Genomic DNA, 14,851 nt, shown 5'->3' with positions numbered 1-14,851 from the left:
TCGTTGGGAGCTTATGCTGCGAATCAGGCGTCGCCGCAACGAGTTCGACGTCAGTCCCGGCATAATTGCCAAGGAGCTCGGATTCACCCTCTCCTATTGGTCCAAAGTGGAGAAGGAACGGATCCTCGCCGCGGACAAACTCAAGCGGCTGATGGAACTGCTCGAGTTCGACCCCGCCGAACAAGCGGAGATGCTGCGGCTGCGGGAGGCCGCCAAGCAGCGCGGTTGGTGGTCGGCCTACGGTGGGCTGCTTTCGGTCGAGATCGCCCGGCTGTACGGTCTGGAATACGGCGCGGACAGCATCCGAACCTATTCGAGCGTGCTGGTGCCCGGGCTGCTGCAGACCGCGGACTATGCCCGAGCGGTGATAGACAACGACATCGCTCGCGTCCGCAAGGTCGAAATCGATAGTTGGGTCCAGGTGCGGATGCGCAGACAGCATCGGCTGTCCGGCGACGATCCGCTGCGGCTGACCGCGATCATCGGCGAGGCGGCGCTGGCTCAGCAAACCGGCGGCACCGAGGTGATGGAAGGTCAGTTGCGCCATCTGCTTTCGGTGGTGGAGCGGCATCCGGCCGTCGATATCCGGGTGATCCCGTTCGAGGCGCCCGGTGGGACGCTGCTGGGCGGTGCGACATTTCATCTGCTCGGATTCGACAGCGCCGTGCTGCCCGATATCGCCTGGACCGAAACGCTGCTGCATCTGGGTGTGGTCGAGGATGCGGAGCCGGTGCACAACGTCGACACCATGTTCGCGATCGCACTCGCGGACCACGCGCTGCCGCAGGCGGATTCGCTCGCGCTGATCGAGCGCCGACTGAGCGGGCGGTAGACGCGCCGACTCGGGTCGTCGTATTCGCCGGGGGGTTGCCCGAATCGTCCGACCGTTACGCGACCGAGCAAGATTCCCAGCTGACTCACAGCTCGATTCGCTGCATCCTCGAGTTCGCGGGCGGAGCATAGAAGCTGTCGAGATCGAGTCGGGGTGAACGCACTGCCCGCGTCCATCCTTCCCTGCCGACCGGCGGCGTCACCTAGCCGGCGCCGCCGGCCAGCCCTCCCGCTCGACGACAAACGAGTGGATGCTCCCAGCCATCCCTCCCCAGCCGACCGGCGGCGCCATCCCCTGCAACCAGCGCCGCCGGTCGGACCTATATTTGCTTCAAATCGCAACTACAGCGCGAGTAGCGCGAGGAAATGCGTCACCTCCGAATGGATGGCTGCGCGGGCGGGGTTCAGGTATTTGCGGGGATCGGAGAGATCGGGCGAACCGTCCAGGATCTCGCGGATCGTCCGAGTCCAGCGGACGTTCAACGCGGTGGCTATGTTGACTTTTGTCATGCCGTATTCGACGGCGGCGCGCAGGCCGGGGTCCGGGACGCCGGACGAACCGTGCAGCACCAGCGGGACGGGGACCTTGGCCGCGAGCCGGGCGATGAGCTCGTTGTCGAGTTCGGCGGTGCGGGTGTGCATGGCATGTGATGAGCCGACGGCGACGGCGAGTGCGTCGACCCCGGTGCTCGCGACGAATTCGACGGCCTCGTCGGGGTCGGTGCGGACGCCGGGGGCATGCGCACCGTCCTTGCCGCCGACCTCGCCGAGCTCGGCCTCGACGAAGACGCCGCGATCGTGGCACCAGCGGGTGATTTCGGCGGTGGCGGCGACATTGGCGGCGTAGTCGAGGGTCGAACCGTCGAACATCACCGAGCGAATGCCGAGATCGACCGCGGTGCGCACCAATTCGGGATCGGTGGCGTGGTCGAGGTGTACCGCGACGGCCGCGGGGGAGTCGGCCGCAATGCGCAGGCAGGCGAGGGCCAGCGGCGCGATGCCGCCGTGGTAACGCACCGTGTTCTCCGAAAGCTGAAGCACCACCGGCCTTTTCGCATCCTCGGCGGCGGTCGCGATGGCCTCGGCGTGCTCCAGCGTTATCACGTTGAAGGCGCCGAGGCCGCCGGGGCGGGCGGCGGCGATCAGTTCGGGCACGGGCGTCAACGGCATAGGGTGTTCTCCTCGGGTGTCATTTCGCGGTCTCCTTGGCGCAGGCCAGTTCCGCCACCACGACGGTCGGGAGCAGGCGGTCGCGCAGACAGCGGTCGATCTCGCCCGCCACCGGGACCACGACGGCCGAGGCGGAGGTCGCGACCGCGTCGGTCAGAATGGCGGGCCAATCCGGTATCGCGGTTTCCGAGAGCAGCGCCATCACCGCTGCGGTCGCGGAATCGCCCGCGCCGGTTGGATTTCCGGAAATCGGCTCGGGCAGCGTCGCGGTCCACGCGCCCTCGGAGGTGACCGCGACCATACCCTCGGCGCCCCTGGTGGCGATCACCGCGCGCACGCCGCGCTCGATGAGCGGCTGCGCCGCGGCGGCCACCTCGTCGGCAGTGCGCGGCGAGGCGCCCGTGAGCCGTTGCAGCTCATCGGTATTCGGCATCAGGACGATGCCGGGCACCCTGGCGGCCAGACGCAGCGCCTCACCGTCGACATCGCAGATGGTCGGGATGTCCGCGGCGAGCGCCGAGCGCGCGATCTGCGCGGGCAGCCCGGGATCGATGCCGCCGGGCAACGATCCGGAGATGACCAATCCGTTGATATCGGGCAGCATTCCGGTGACCCGGACCGCGAGCTGCTCGGCGGCATGGGGATTGGTGATCCTGGCGCCCGGCTCCCACAGCGCGGTCGCGGTACCGTCCACCGATTCGCTGATCACCACCGTGCGGCGCACCCAGGGCAGCGCGTGCACGAAATCCACCGGCATTTCCAGCTCGGCCGCCGCGGCGAACGCATGGTCGCTGAAACCGGTTGCGCGCGCGTATTTTCCGAGTTGATTCAGCACCCTGGTGACGTTGATGCCCTTGCCGCCGATGCGCTGCTCGACCGATCTGACCCGGTGCGCCTGTCCGCGCTCGAATCGTTCGACCCGGTAGGTCATATCGTAGGCGGGATTCATTGTCACGGTGAGGATCACGACAACCACTCTCCTCGCCTGAGCACCCGGCGCAAGCGGAGATCGCGATCTACGACAATAAGATCGGCAAACAGACCGGTCCGCAGGTCACCGACGCCGGTGAGCCCGATCGCCTGTGCCGGAACGGAACTGGCCGCGCACACCGCATCCCGCAGCGGCACACCGCATTCCAGGGCGGCCCAGCGCACGCCATCGAGCAGGGTGCTGGTGCCGCCCGCGATCGAACCGTTGGCGATGCGGGCGACGCCGTCGGTCACCGTCACCTGCTGTGGTCCGAGCACGTATTCCCCGTCCGGCATGCCCGCCGCCTGCATGGCGTCGGTGATCAGCGCGACCCGCCCCGGCGCGGTCGCGAAGACCAGTTCGCCGAAGCCGGAGTCGATGTGGACGCCGTCGCCGATCAGTTCGACGATCGCGTCGCCGTCGCCCGCGGCGACCAATCCGGCCGCGACCGGCCCCGGCCTGCGGTGGTGCAGGGGCGGCATCCCGTTGGCCAGATGGGTGACGAGGCTGCCGAATCCGTTCGGCCGCAACGCGGCGCGGAACCGCGGGAATTCGGTATCGCTGTGGCCGAGCGAAACCACCACGCCGCTGTCCGAAAGTCGTTGTGCCACTTTGTCGTATCCGACCCGCTCGGGTGCGAGCGTCATCACCCGCAGCTGTCCGCCCGCGGCGGTGAGCAGCCGTTCGGTGAGCTCGGGATCGGGATCGCACAGGTAACGCGGATCCTGTGCGCCGCACCGGGCCTCGGCCAGAAACGGCCCTTCGGCGTGTATCCCGCCGATGGTCCCGTCCTCCGCTAAACCGCGCAGCATCGCGACCTGCGCGACCATCTCGTCACCCGGTGCGGTGACCACGCTGGCCAGCAGCGTCGTCGTGCCGCGTCTGTGATGGAATTCGGCGGCGCGGCGTGCCTCGTCGGGGTCGACGGTATCGAACCGGTTGCCGTAGCCACCGTGGTTGTGGATGTCGACCAGTCCGGGCAGTATCGTGCCCTGGAATTCGGGAGTCTGTGAATCAGGATGGGCCGCAACCCATTCCGCGAACGGTATGACGTCGGCGATCCGGTCGTCGAGTATGGAGACCACGCCGTCGTACATCTCGGCGCCCGCCGCGACGATCCGGCCGCGGACCGCGTCCGGATTCAGCGCGCCCACGGGCACCACCAGACGCCGGACCTGCCGCACCGCAGGCACTCGCCCGACAGCTCCCCTTTCTGCTCCGGCTCGAAATCGTCTCCGCGCGAGCGCTCTTCGTTGTCGTGCGGGCGCAGGCCGGCGATCGCCAGCCGGTGCGGGACCGGGCGGGTGAGCGTCTTCCGGCGGTGCGGGTGGGGCTGATGGAACCGAGATCCACGGTGGCTCATAGGAGATCTCCATAGCGGGCGAAACGGGCGGCACCGATGAGTCCTGCGCGCGCACCGAATCGGCCGACGACCACTTCGGGTGCCGGTACCAGGCGCAGGCGTTCGGAAATCGCTTGGTGCAGTGGTTCGGTCAGCGCGGCGCCCGCGCCCGCGAGGCCGCCGCCGAGCACCACCAGCCGCGGGCAGACCGCGTGCACCACCCCGATCAGCCCGTCGGCCAGCGCGTCGACCGCGTCGGCGATCACCGCCTTGGCATCGGGGTCGGTGTCCAGCAGGGCGAAAACCTCGGCGGCGCCCCGGGTTTCGCGACCGGTCCGGGCGGCGTAGGCCCGCGCGACCGACGCGCCGGACGCCACGGTTTCCACGCAGCCGATATTGCCGCAGGCGCAACGCAATCCGTTCGGGTAGCGCACCGGGATGTGCCCGTACTCGCCGACCTGCCCGTATCCGCTGCGCACCAGCCGCCCGCCGACGGAGAGGGTGCCGCTGATCCCGGTGCCGAGCATCAGCACGCACACATCGTCGACGCCCTGGCCCGCGCCGAAACGCCATTCGGCCCAACCCGCGACGGTGACGTCGTGCTCGAAAAGCACCGGCATACCCCATGGCTCGCTGAACCGGTCGCCGATCACCACATCGCGCCAGCCGATATTGCTGCTGAACACCGCCATATCGCGCGCGATATCGACGATGCCGGGCACGATCACCGCGCCGCGGGCGACGAGATCGCGCTGCGCGTCGGTCAAGTCGGCGAGCAACTGGTCGCCGAGCGCCACCATGGTGTCGAAAGCGGCCTCGCCCTTAGGTGTTTCGAGCACGCCCGCCGCGTAGACGAGGCCCGCCGCATCGGTGATCTCGCCCTTCATCGTCGTTCCGCCGACGTCGATGCCGAGCACCAACGCGTCTGGGGAAAGATCCCCAGTGAATTCCGCAGCTCCCATTTCGGGCACAGTAGTTCCCGGCCGCGCTGATGTCGTCGGCTTCGAGGTCGCGCCGGTCACCGTGTGCCCCTGTCTCACTGGTCCAGGATGATCGAGCGGGCCAGGCTGCGCGGGTGGTCGGGGTCGAGGCCGAGATCGGCCGCCCGCAGGATGCAGAGCTGTTGCACTCGAACGAGATCGGCCATCGGATCGATATCGCGGTATTCCAGGTGGGCCCCGGTGGCCGCGACATCGGCCTCGAAGTTCGGCTCCAGCGGCCCGAATGCCCACACCGCGCGCCCGGGCGTCGCGATGCTGATCGGGCCGTGCCGCCATTCGGTGGCCGGATAGCTCTCGGTCCAGGACTGGCAGGATTCGCGCAGTTTGAGGCCGGCCTCATCGGCGATGGCGGCGGCGAAACCCATTCCGACAAAGCTGATCTGCTCGGCCTTGCGCACCGCGGCGAGCGATTCGGCCGGATCCTCGGCGAGTACGGCGCGCGCCTGGGCGACCACCGGGTTCAGGTCCTCGCCGAGGTGCCAGCGCAGGATGGCCAGCGCGGTGGTGGCGAAACGCGTTTGTACCACCGACTTTTCATCGACCTCATCGATGAGGATGGGATCGCCCAGGTCGAGCACCGGGGTGCCCGGGCTGCTGCAGATGACGGTGCGCGGAATATCCGCCGGAATCTGTCGCATGGCATTGACCACCTCGGTGGTCGTGCCGGAGCGGCAGATCACCAGGTAGCGGTCGTATTCGCGACCGAAGCGCACCTGGCTGGCCGGCCACGCGTCGGTCAGGCCGTGGCCCGCCTCCTCGCGCAGCGCGGAGATCGCGCGGGACATGAACAGGGAAGTGCCACAGCCGATTACGGCGACGCGCTCGCCCTCTTGGGGCAGCACGGCCTTGTGGTCGGCGGCGATCGTCGCGGCGCGGACCCAGTCTTCCGGCTGGGTGGCGACCTCGGTGGCGAGGTGGGTCACGGGGGTGGAATGAGCGGAGATCGGCACACGAACAGAATCCGCCCGGTGATCGTTCATGTCAAATATCTGAGCGAAACAGTCACACTCGATCACTATTGGGTCTAGATTGTTGGTCAAACGATCGTTCGTTCCATCATCATCGGTCCGATGGTGTGGGTGCGCACTTTTTGAAAGGTTCTGCTCGTGAAAAGACCACTCCACGGCATAGTGGCCGGGGTCGCGATAGCCGCAAGCGTTGTGCTGGCGACATCGTCGTGTGGGTTCGGGTCGAAGAGTTCCGACGACTCCGACACGACGATCAACTTCCTCGCCCCCGTCTACAGCGACGGTCCGACCGGCACCAAAGCGCTGTGGGACGGCATCATCGCGGACTTCAAGAAGGCGAATCCGGGCATCGACGTCAATTTGCAGATGGAGTCCTGGAACTCGATCAACGACGTGGTGCGGACCAAACTTCAGTCCAAGTCGACAACCCCGGACATCCTGAATATCGACGCGTATTCCACCTTCGCCGCCGACGGCCAGCTGTACCCGGCCTCGGATATCGTCTCCGATCAGGTGCTCGCCGATATCGAACCGGCCTTCAAACAGAACGCTTCGATCAACGGCACCCAGTGGGCGCTGCCCCTGTTCGCCTCCACCCGGACGCTGTTCTACAACAAGGACCTGTTCGCCAAGGCGAATATCGCCGCGCCGCCCAAGACCTGGGCCGAGCTGACCGACGACGCCAAGAAGATCCAGGCGCTCGGCGGCGGCGTATCCGGCTACGGCCTGCCGCTCGGCAGCGAGGAGGCGCAGGGCGAGACCTCCATCTGGACCTTCGGCGCGGGCGGCAACTGGTCCGACGGCGACAAGCTCGCCATCAACACCCCGCAGAACCTCGAGGGTGTGCAGGCGATGCGGGCGATGATCGATTCCGGTTCGACGGAACCGAATCCGGGCGCGACCGACCGCAAGGACGTGATCAACGCCTTCATCCAGGGCAAGATCGGCATGATCGAGGGTCTGCCGCCGACCATCGGCCAGATCAAGGACAAGAACCCGAGTCTGCAATACGCGACCGCGCCGTCGCCCACCAAGAGTGGCACCCCGGTCACCCTCGGCGTCGCCGACCATCTGATGGCGTTCAAGAAGGACGGCAAGAAGACCGACAGCATCAAGAAGTTCCTGACCTTCTTCTATCAGGCCAATACCTACGCCAACTTCGTGCAGCACGAGGGCTTCATCCCGATCACCAAGTCGGCCGCGGCCAAACTCGCCGACGACCCGGTGACCAAGGCATTCGCCGCGACGCTCCCGGTGGCCAAGTTCTACCCGAGCAACAACCCGAACTGGGCCAAGGCGCAGGGCGCGATCCGGCAGCAGATGGGGACCATCGGACAGGGACAGGACCCGGCGCAGGTCCTACAGCGGGTTTCGGATGCCGCTAAGTAACGTGCGACGCGGTAAGGGCACGCTGGCGGCGATGCCGTGGATCGGACCATCGCTGGTCCTGATCGCGGCCATCGTCGCCTTCCCCGCGCTCTACATGGTGTGGACCAGCACCCGCAAGCTCAGCGCGTACGGACAGGATCGCGGGGCCGCCGGTTTGGCGAATTACCGTGCCCTGTTCGGTATTTCGGAGCTGGGCACGGTGCTGCTGCACACGGTGGTCTGGGTGGTCGCGGTCGTCGGGATCACCCTGCTCATCTCGGCCGGGCTCGCCCAGTTCCTGAACAAGGATTTTCCGGGCCGCACCGCGGTGCGGATGGCGGTCCTGATTCCGTGGGCGGCCTCGGTGGTGATGACGACGACGGTCTTTTACTACCTGCTCAATCCGGATTACGGCATCTTCAACCGGCTGCTGGTCGATATCGGGTTGCTGGACCGCGGTTACGGGTTCACCAAACAGCCGACCCAGGCGTTCATCGTCGCGATCGTGGTGGCCGTCTTCGTCTCCATTCCGTTCACCACCTACACGATTCTGGCTGGGCTGCAATCGATTCCGGCCGAGATCGAGGAGGCCGGCCGGATCGACGGCGCGGGCGCGTGGCAGCGCTACCGGTATCTGACGCTGCCGCAACTGCGTTCGGCCCTCGCGGTGGCGACCATCATCAACATCATCAACTGTTTCAACTCGCTGCCGATCCTGCAGGTGATCACCGGCAGCATCGCCGGATTCCAGGCCGACACCACAACGACGTTGACGTTCAAGCTGATTCGGCAGAACCAGCACGTCGACACCGCCGCCGCGATGAGCGTGTTCAACTTCGTGCTGATCATCGTGATCATCGCGATATACGTGAAGCTCATCAAACCGACGCAGCAGGTTGACGCATGACTACCCAGACCGATTTGGCGCGGATCGAAACCGTAACCGTCCCACCGGAACACACGCTGGAACGGCGCGGTGGCCGAACCAGGCGCAGGCGCTGGGAGCTCAGCGCGGTCGGTGCGGTGATCGCACTGATCTTCCTCGCGCCCTATCTGGTGATGCTGCTCGGCTCGCTGAAGAGCCGCGCCGAAATCCTGCGCATCCCACCGACTTATCTGCCGGAGAAGTGGCATCCGGACAACTACTCCACCATGTGGAATACGCCGGAGACGCCGCTGCCGTTCAATCTGGCGAGCACCATCATCATTTCGGTGTGCGCCACCGTGCTGGTGCTGCTCGTGGCCATTCCGGCCGCGTATCACACCGCGCGCCACCGTTTTCCGGGTAAGGCGATCTTCCTCGGGCTGGTGCTCGTCACCCAGATGTTGCAGCCGACCGTGTTGGTCACCGGTCTGATCCGGGAATTCTTCACCCTCGGCATCAACGACACCTGGCTGGCCATGATCCTGGTCAACGCGGCGTTCAACCTGTCGTTCGCGGTCTGGATCATGCACAGTTTCTTCGCCGGTGTTCCGGTGGAGATCGAGGAGGCGGCCCAGCTCGACGGTCTCAACCGGTTCCAGATCCTGACCAGGGTCAGCCTGCCGCTGGTCTGGCCGGGCATCGTGACGGCGACGATCTTCGTCGCGGTGTCGTGCTGGAACGAATTCGCCGCCAGCCTGGTGGTGCTGACCACGCCGGAGAATCAGCCGCTCTCGGTGGCGCTGACCAAGTTCATCGGGCAATACGACACCTCGTGGCAATACGTTTTCGCCATTTCCACCGTCGGCATCGTTCCGGTCGTCATCCTGTTCGCGCTGATCGAGAAGCGCCTGGTGGCGGGCCTGACCGCGGGAAGTGTGAAGTAGAGCCGACCGGCGCGCGGCACACCATGGAGAGTCCGCTCTCGGTTTGCCGGAACCGTGTGCCGCCCGTCGGTTGCCCGCGGTATGTTCCGACGCTTATGTCGGCGGTGTGTTGGGGCATTCGTCAGCGGGGTGCCCGAATTTCGGACGTTCCCGGCGCCCGAATTCCGGATCGATTTTCAGGTGTCCCGTCATTGGTGACGGATCGATCGGCTGCCGTGGGCCGGGCATCGGCGGACCGGTGCGCGCGATAGCCGAATGGCAACTCGCACAGGTGATTTCGTTGACCCGGTCGCCGCGGGCGTTTGGTGCGGAGAGGTAGCGGCGCGGATGCCGGAGCCGGGCCGCATTGCGCGGTAGCATCGAACGGTGGCACGGCGGGATGACGAAACCAAAGACGGTCGCAGCTACGGCGGACTGTCCAAGGAGCAGCGGGTAGCACAGCGGCAGACGCGATTGATCGATGCGGCGTTGGAGTTATTCGGTACCCAGGGTTATGCCGCGACATCGATCGAAAAGTTGTGTGCGGAGGCCAATGTCTCCACGCGCAGCTTCTACGAGGATATGGGCAGCCGCGAAGCGCTGCTCATCGCGCTGGTGAATCGCACGACCTCGCATGCCGTCGAGCGGGCATTGGCCGCCCTGGAGAAATCCGAGGGCGAACCGCTGGCCGATCGGGTGGTGCACGGATTCCGGGCATACCTGGAGGTAACCTGCGCCGATCATCGCTCGGCCCGGGTGTGTTATGTCGAAGTGGTCGGAGTCAGTCCCGCCGTGGAGAATTGGCGGCGCCAGCAGCGCAGGCTGTTGTCCGCGCTGATGACCAGCGAGGCCGAGCGGGCGGTGGAACGCGGGGAGATCAAGGCGCGGCGTTTCGACCTTTTCGCGCTCGCGGTGATCGGCGCGGTGAACTCGCTGGCCCAGGAATTGGTGCAGACCACGCTGCCCGACACCACTGTCTCAGTCGACGAAATATGCGATGAGATCGCGTATTTCGTCAATTCTGGACTTGGCATGGCCTGATTTTCGAATTCGTCCCAGAGGGGATCGAGCGATTCTGCGCAAAGTATCTGAAAAGATGTCTTGCCGAATTGGCTCGGAATTCTCTAGAGTCGGTACCGCCCGCACCGGTACGTGGCGGGCGACGATTCACGGGAGGGAGCGGGTATGTCCGCCATCGGCAGCGCGGTGCGCGCGGCGACCGTCAACGCGCATGCGGTGAGTGTGCTGCAGCGCGCCGGGATGATCAATCTGCTTGCGCCACTGGAGATTTCCCGAGCGGCGCGGGCGGTGCGGCGGTACGGTGCGATCGCCGGGCCGGTGCGCATCTCGGCGCGGCGGGAGCCGGACCGGGTCGCGGTGATCGATGAGCTCGGCCCGCTGACCTACCGCGAATTGGAGGCGCGGGCCAACGCGTTGGCCCGCGGTCTGCTCGGCCTGGGCCTCGGGCCGGGCAGTACGGTCGCCACGCTGATCCGCGACCGTCGCGAATTGGTCGACACCATGCTCGCCACCGCGCGGATCGGGGCGCGGTTGGTGCTGCTCAACACCGGCTTCGCCGGCCCGCAGCTGGCCGATGTCGCGGTGCGCGAGCGTGTGCACGCCGTGGTGTACGACCAGGAATTCCACGGCTTGCTGGCGGAGTTGCCCGCTGAGATCCGGCGGGTGCTCGCCGCGCATGACGACGCCGGGGTCGACTGTATTCCATCGGTCGATGAGCTGATCGCGGACCACGCGGCGGACGAATTGCCGCCGCCCATCCGGCAGGGCGGTTTCGTGCTACTGACCGGCGGCACTACCGGCCTGCCCAAGGGTGTCCCGCGCGAGGTGCGCTCGCCGCTGGCGGCCGCCGCCCTGCTGGAACGAATCCCACTGCGCCGCAACCAGACCGCGGTGCTGGCCGCGCCGCTGTTCCACGGTACGGCCCTGAACCAGTTCATGCTGGCGCTGTCCCTGGGCTCGACGGTGGTGTTGCGCAGGCGATTCGATGCCGAGGCGACGCTGGACGCGGTCGACACCCACCGCGCCGAGGTGCTGGTACTGGTGCCCACCATGCTGCGCCGCATACTCGAGCTCGGGCCGACGGTGCTCGCCAAGTACGAAACATCAAGCCTACAAGTGATTTTCAGCGCCGGTTCGGCACTGCCCGCCGCGTTGGGCGATGCCGCGGTCCGGATGTTCGGTGAGGTGCTCTACAACTTCTACGGCTCCACCGAGGTCGGCGTCGCCGCCGTCGCGACCCCCGAGGACTGGCGCGCCGCGCCGGGCACCGTCGGCAGGCCGCCGACCGTGTGCACCGTGCGACTCTATGACGAAAACGGTTGCGTGATAACCGAACCCGACCGCCGCGGCACCATCTATGTGCGCAGCATGCTCTCGTTCGGCGGCTACTCGGGCGGCGGCACCAAAGACAGCATCGACGGTTTGCTGTCCTCCGGCGATGTGGGGCACTGGGATTCGGGCGGCAGGCTGTTCATCGACGGCCGCGATGACGACATGATCGTCTCCGGCGGCGAAAACGTCTTTCCCGGTGAGGTGGAGGAACTGCTCTACCGGCACCCGGATATCGCGGAGGCGGCCGTCGTCGCGGTTCCCGACGACGAATTCGGCCAGCGGCTGGCGGCTTTCGTGGTCCGACGGCCCGGCGCCGCGCTGGACGCCGACGCGGTGCGCGCCCATGTGAAGGCGAATCTGGCCCGGTTCAAGGTGCCGAGAGAGGTCGCCTTCGTCGACGAACTGCCGCGGACGAGTACCGGGAAACTGTTGCGCGGGGATCTGTCGGCCGGCTGAGCCGTCTCGGCGGTACCTACGATCTTCGCTGTGGGGCCGCCTTGGACATGCGCCGCCGAGCCGGATTTCGCGCGGTCGTGCGGCGCGCTGTGGTCATATTGTTCGCGTGCGTACAGAAATGGCAGGTCGCGGCGAGCGGAGTGGCGGGAAATGACCGGGTCGACGGATCGGCCGCAGCGATGGAATCGGTTGCTGGAACTGCTCGCCGAATCGGGCAGGCTCTCGGTGGAGGACGCCGCGGAGCGGTTGGGGGTCTCACCGGCCACCGTGCGGCGCGATTTCACCGCGCTGGCCGAACAGCAGCTGGCCACCCGCACGCACGGCGGCGTCGTCGCCACCTCGGTGGCGTACGACCTGCCGGCCCGCTACCGGCAGACCGGCGGCGAGGCGAAACAGCGGATCGCGGAATACGCTGCGGCACTGGTGGATCCGAGTGCGGTGGTCGGGTTCAACGGCGGCACCACCACCTCGGCGGTCGCGCGGGCGCTGGCCGGGCGGCCCGATCTCGGCAAGTCGGCGGACGATCAACTGACCATCGTGACCAACGCGCTCAATATCGCGGGCGAGATGGTGTTGCGACCGCATCTGCGGACCATCTGTCTGGGCGGGGTGGCCCGCCGCGAATCCTATGAGCTGCACGGTCCGCTGGCCGAGCGGGCGCTGGCGGAGCTGCATCTGGACGAGCTGATCCTCGGCGTGAACGCCATCTCCGCGGCGGGCGGCGCGCAGTGCAGACATATCGACGAGGCGGGGGTGAATACCGAGATGGTGCGGCGGTCGCACCACGTCATCGTGGTCGCCACCGCGGACAAATTGGAGAAGACGGCCTTGGCCAGGATCTGTCCGATCGAGGAGGTCGACCTGCTGATCACCGATGCCGCGGCGGATCCGGTCGCGCTGGCCGCGATTCGGTCGACGGGAGTGCGGGTCGATGTTGTCTAGCATCGCGTAGCGATTCGATGAGGGGTGGCGGTCGGGTGACGGGTGTGCCTAGCGGGGCCGGGCTCGAAGCGCTTGTTGACTGGGTCACGGTGTCTCACTAGCCTTAGTGGGACGCGTCGTCCCATATAAAGCTCACGGCAAGGGGACCGAGCCATGTCCGATGTCGATACCACCCTGCACCCACCGCGCTGGGCGCCCACCTTCATCCGCTGGCACAGCACCGAGATCGGCTGGTGGCGTTCCTGGTTGCTGGCGCTGAAGGTGCTGCCGCGGGTGCGCGACCACACCGTGGTCGATTACGTCGCCGCGCTGCCCGGGCCGGACGATGTGCTCGTCGCGCGGGTGCCGTTCAAGAAATTCATCGTCCTGCGCAGCCCGGAGCTGGCGCGGCACGTGCTTGTCACCAATCAGAACAACTACATGAAGAGTCCCGAGTACGACATGCTCGCCGTCGCCTTCGGGCGCGGACTCGTTACCGACCTGAACGACGAACTGTGGCAACGCAATCGGCGCCTGGTGCAGCCGATCTTCGGTAAGCGCAACGTGGATGGGTTCGCGCCGGTGATGGTCGAGGCCGCCGAGGACGCGGTGGCGCGGATCCGGGAGCTCGCCGCCGCCGACGGGACCGTCGATGTCGGCGCCGAAATGAACCGGCTCACTTTGGATGTCACCGCCCGCACCATGTTCGGCACCGATATCACCGGGCCCATGTCCGATGTGGTGCTGTGGCGACTGCTGCGCTTCTTCGGTCGCGGATTCATGACCAATCTCAGTCATCCGATTCACCACATCGCGACCTGGTTGCAGCGGCGCGACCCGAACAGCAGGCTGCCGATGCGGGTCATGCGTGCGGCGGGCTGGGTGATCGAACCGCGGAGCATGCGCGATCTGCGCCATGCCGAGCGGGTGGTGGACGGTTTGATCGCCGACGCCCGCAACGGCCGGATCGCGCGCAAGGACAATCTGCTCAGCCTGCTGATGGATGCCGAGGACCCCGAAACCGGTTACCGCTACAGCGATCAGGAGATCCACGACGAGCTGATGACCTTCATCGGCGCCGGAATGGAAACCACCGCAACGGCTTTGAGCTGGGTGTGGCAGCTGCTCGCGGAACATCCGCAGGCGCGTGACCGGCTGCGCGACGAGGTGCGCACCGTACTCGGCTCGCGGCGGGCCACCGCCGAGGATCTGGACCGGCTGCCGTGGACCCAGGCCGTGATCATGGAGACCATGCGGCTGCTGCCGCCGGTGATCGGATTGGCAAGGACCGCAAAGGATCACGACGTGATCGGCGGCTACCCGATAAAACCGGGCGATACCATCGCGATCGTCATCCACGGCGTGCACCATCACGCGGGGGTGTGGGACCGGCCGGAGGAATTCGATCCCAGCCGCTACCTGCCGGAGCAGGTGGAGCGTGCGCACAAGCGGGCGACCATGCCGTTCGGCGCGGGCAAAAGGATGTGTGTCGCATCGGGTTTCGCCAGTTTGGAGGCGACCATGGTGGTGGCCACCTTCGCGCAGCACCTCGAGTTCGATGCCGTCTCCGATACCAGGGTGCGCAGGCAGATCTCGTTCACCGGCGGTCCGGATGGGCCGCTGCCGATGCGTCCGCGATTCCTGCCGCAGCAGGAGCGCGCCGACACCGCCGTATAGTCGGGAC

General features: G+C 66.7%; 13 protein-coding genes. 8 read left to right on the top strand and 5 right to left on the bottom strand.

Annotated elements, in window-relative coordinates; translation table 11 throughout:
• Positions 1-13: 13 nt before the first annotated feature.
• The gene (locus F5544_RS42125) at positions 14-832 is read left to right on the top strand and encodes a Scr1 family TA system antitoxin-like transcriptional regulator (RefSeq protein WP_238846943.1); all 819 of its coding nucleotides are present in this window, start codon (positions 14-16) and stop codon (positions 830-832) included.
• 341 nt (positions 833-1,173) lie between these two features.
• Here the strand turns inward: F5544_RS42125 and F5544_RS42120 are convergent, their stop codons facing one another.
• From F5544_RS42120 to F5544_RS42100, 5 genes are all read right to left on the bottom strand, one after another.
• Positions 1,174-2,001, bottom strand: a complete 828-nt coding sequence (locus F5544_RS42120) for a class II fructose-bisphosphate aldolase (RefSeq protein WP_167478293.1) — start codon at positions 1,999-2,001, stop codon at positions 1,174-1,176.
• Between the two features lie 19 nt (positions 2,002-2,020).
• Positions 2,021-2,968, bottom strand: a complete 948-nt coding sequence (locus F5544_RS42115; RefSeq protein WP_167478292.1) for a 1-phosphofructokinase — start codon at positions 2,966-2,968, stop codon at positions 2,021-2,023.
• Complete coding sequence (locus F5544_RS42110) at positions 2,965-4,164, bottom strand: N-acetylglucosamine-6-phosphate deacetylase (RefSeq protein ID WP_238846942.1); 1,200 nt, start codon at positions 4,162-4,164, stop codon at positions 2,965-2,967. Before F5544_RS42110 ends, F5544_RS42115 begins: the two co-directional genes overlap by 4 nt.
• Before the next feature lie 166 nt (positions 4,165-4,330).
• Positions 4,331-5,275 (bottom strand): ROK family protein, encoded by a 945-nt coding sequence (locus F5544_RS42105; protein WP_167478291.1) that lies wholly within the window; start codon positions 5,273-5,275, stop codon positions 4,331-4,333.
• A 74-nt stretch (positions 5,276-5,349) separates the two neighbouring features.
• On the bottom strand, positions 5,350-6,264 hold the full coding sequence (locus F5544_RS42100) for an SIS domain-containing protein (RefSeq protein WP_238846941.1): 915 nt from the start codon (positions 6,262-6,264) through the stop codon (positions 5,350-5,352).
• A 156-nt stretch (positions 6,265-6,420) separates the two neighbouring features.
• Here F5544_RS42100 and F5544_RS42095 point away from each other — a divergent pair, with 156 nt between their 5' ends.
• The 7 genes from F5544_RS42095 to F5544_RS42065 all read left to right on the top strand — a co-directional run bounded on the left by F5544_RS42095 (position 6,421) and on the right by F5544_RS42065 (position 14,844).
• Entirely contained in the window at positions 6,421-7,671 is a 1,251-nt protein-coding gene (locus F5544_RS42095) for an extracellular solute-binding protein (RefSeq protein WP_238846940.1), read from the top strand.
• Positions 7,658-8,557 carry a carbohydrate ABC transporter permease gene (locus F5544_RS42090; RefSeq protein ID WP_167478290.1) on the top strand — a complete coding sequence of 300 codons (900 nt, stop codon included), beginning with the start codon at positions 7,658-7,660 and terminating at the stop codon, positions 8,555-8,557. The genes F5544_RS42095 and F5544_RS42090 overlap by 14 nt, the downstream gene beginning before the upstream one ends.
• Positions 8,554-9,459 (top strand): carbohydrate ABC transporter permease, encoded by a 906-nt coding sequence (locus tag F5544_RS42085; RefSeq protein WP_167478289.1) that lies wholly within the window; start codon positions 8,554-8,556, stop codon positions 9,457-9,459. Before F5544_RS42090 ends, F5544_RS42085 begins: the two co-directional genes overlap by 4 nt.
• Before the next feature lie 366 nt (positions 9,460-9,825).
• A complete protein-coding gene (locus F5544_RS42080; protein WP_167478288.1) occupies positions 9,826-10,479 on the top strand; it encodes a TetR/AcrR family transcriptional regulator in 654 nt (217 codons plus the stop codon).
• Positions 10,480-10,623: 144 nt separating this feature from the next.
• Positions 10,624-12,246, top strand: a complete 1,623-nt coding sequence (locus F5544_RS42075; RefSeq protein ID WP_167478287.1) for an AMP-binding protein — start codon at positions 10,624-10,626, stop codon at positions 12,244-12,246.
• 150 nt (positions 12,247-12,396) lie between these two features.
• Positions 12,397-13,188 carry a DeoR/GlpR family DNA-binding transcription regulator gene (locus tag F5544_RS42070; RefSeq protein ID WP_167478286.1) on the top strand — a complete coding sequence of 264 codons (792 nt, stop codon included), beginning with the start codon at positions 12,397-12,399 and terminating at the stop codon, positions 13,186-13,188.
• 153 nt (positions 13,189-13,341) lie between these two features.
• The gene (locus F5544_RS42065; protein ID WP_167478285.1) at positions 13,342-14,844 is read left to right on the top strand and encodes a cytochrome P450; all 1,503 of its coding nucleotides are present in this window, start codon (positions 13,342-13,344) and stop codon (positions 14,842-14,844) included.
• The last annotated feature ends 7 nt before the right edge of the window (positions 14,845-14,851 follow it).

Source organism: Nocardia arthritidis, from assembly GCF_011801145.1.
In the GTDB taxonomy this organism is placed as follows: Bacteria; Actinomycetota; Actinomycetes; order Mycobacteriales; family Mycobacteriaceae; genus Nocardia; species Nocardia arthritidis_A.
This window is presented reverse-complemented; position numbering and strand designations above follow the sequence as displayed.

What these genes read in the sequence shown, in the direction of transcription:
- F5544_RS42105 (WP_167478291.1), bottom strand. Translation starts at nt 5,275, where the DNA reads ATGGGAGCTGCGGAATTCACTGGGGATCTTTCCCCAGACGCGTTGGTG.
- F5544_RS42090 (WP_167478290.1), top strand. Translation starts at nt 7,658, where the DNA reads ATGCCGCTAAGTAACGTGCGACGCGGTAAGGGCACGCTGGCGGCGATG.
- F5544_RS42075 (WP_167478287.1), top strand. Translation starts at nt 10,624, where the DNA reads ATGTCCGCCATCGGCAGCGCGGTGCGCGCGGCGACCGTCAACGCGCAT.
- F5544_RS42065 (WP_167478285.1), top strand. Translation starts at nt 13,342, where the DNA reads ATGTCCGATGTCGATACCACCCTGCACCCACCGCGCTGGGCGCCCACC.
- F5544_RS42085 (WP_167478289.1), top strand. Translation starts at nt 8,554, where the DNA reads ATGACTACCCAGACCGATTTGGCGCGGATCGAAACCGTAACCGTCCCA.
- F5544_RS42125 (WP_238846943.1), top strand. Translation starts at nt 14, where the DNA reads ATGCTGCGAATCAGGCGTCGCCGCAACGAGTTCGACGTCAGTCCCGGC.
- F5544_RS42070 (WP_167478286.1), top strand. Translation starts at nt 12,397, where the DNA reads ATGACCGGGTCGACGGATCGGCCGCAGCGATGGAATCGGTTGCTGGAA.
- F5544_RS42120 (WP_167478293.1), bottom strand. Translation starts at nt 2,001, where the DNA reads ATGCCGTTGACGCCCGTGCCCGAACTGATCGCCGCCGCCCGCCCCGGC.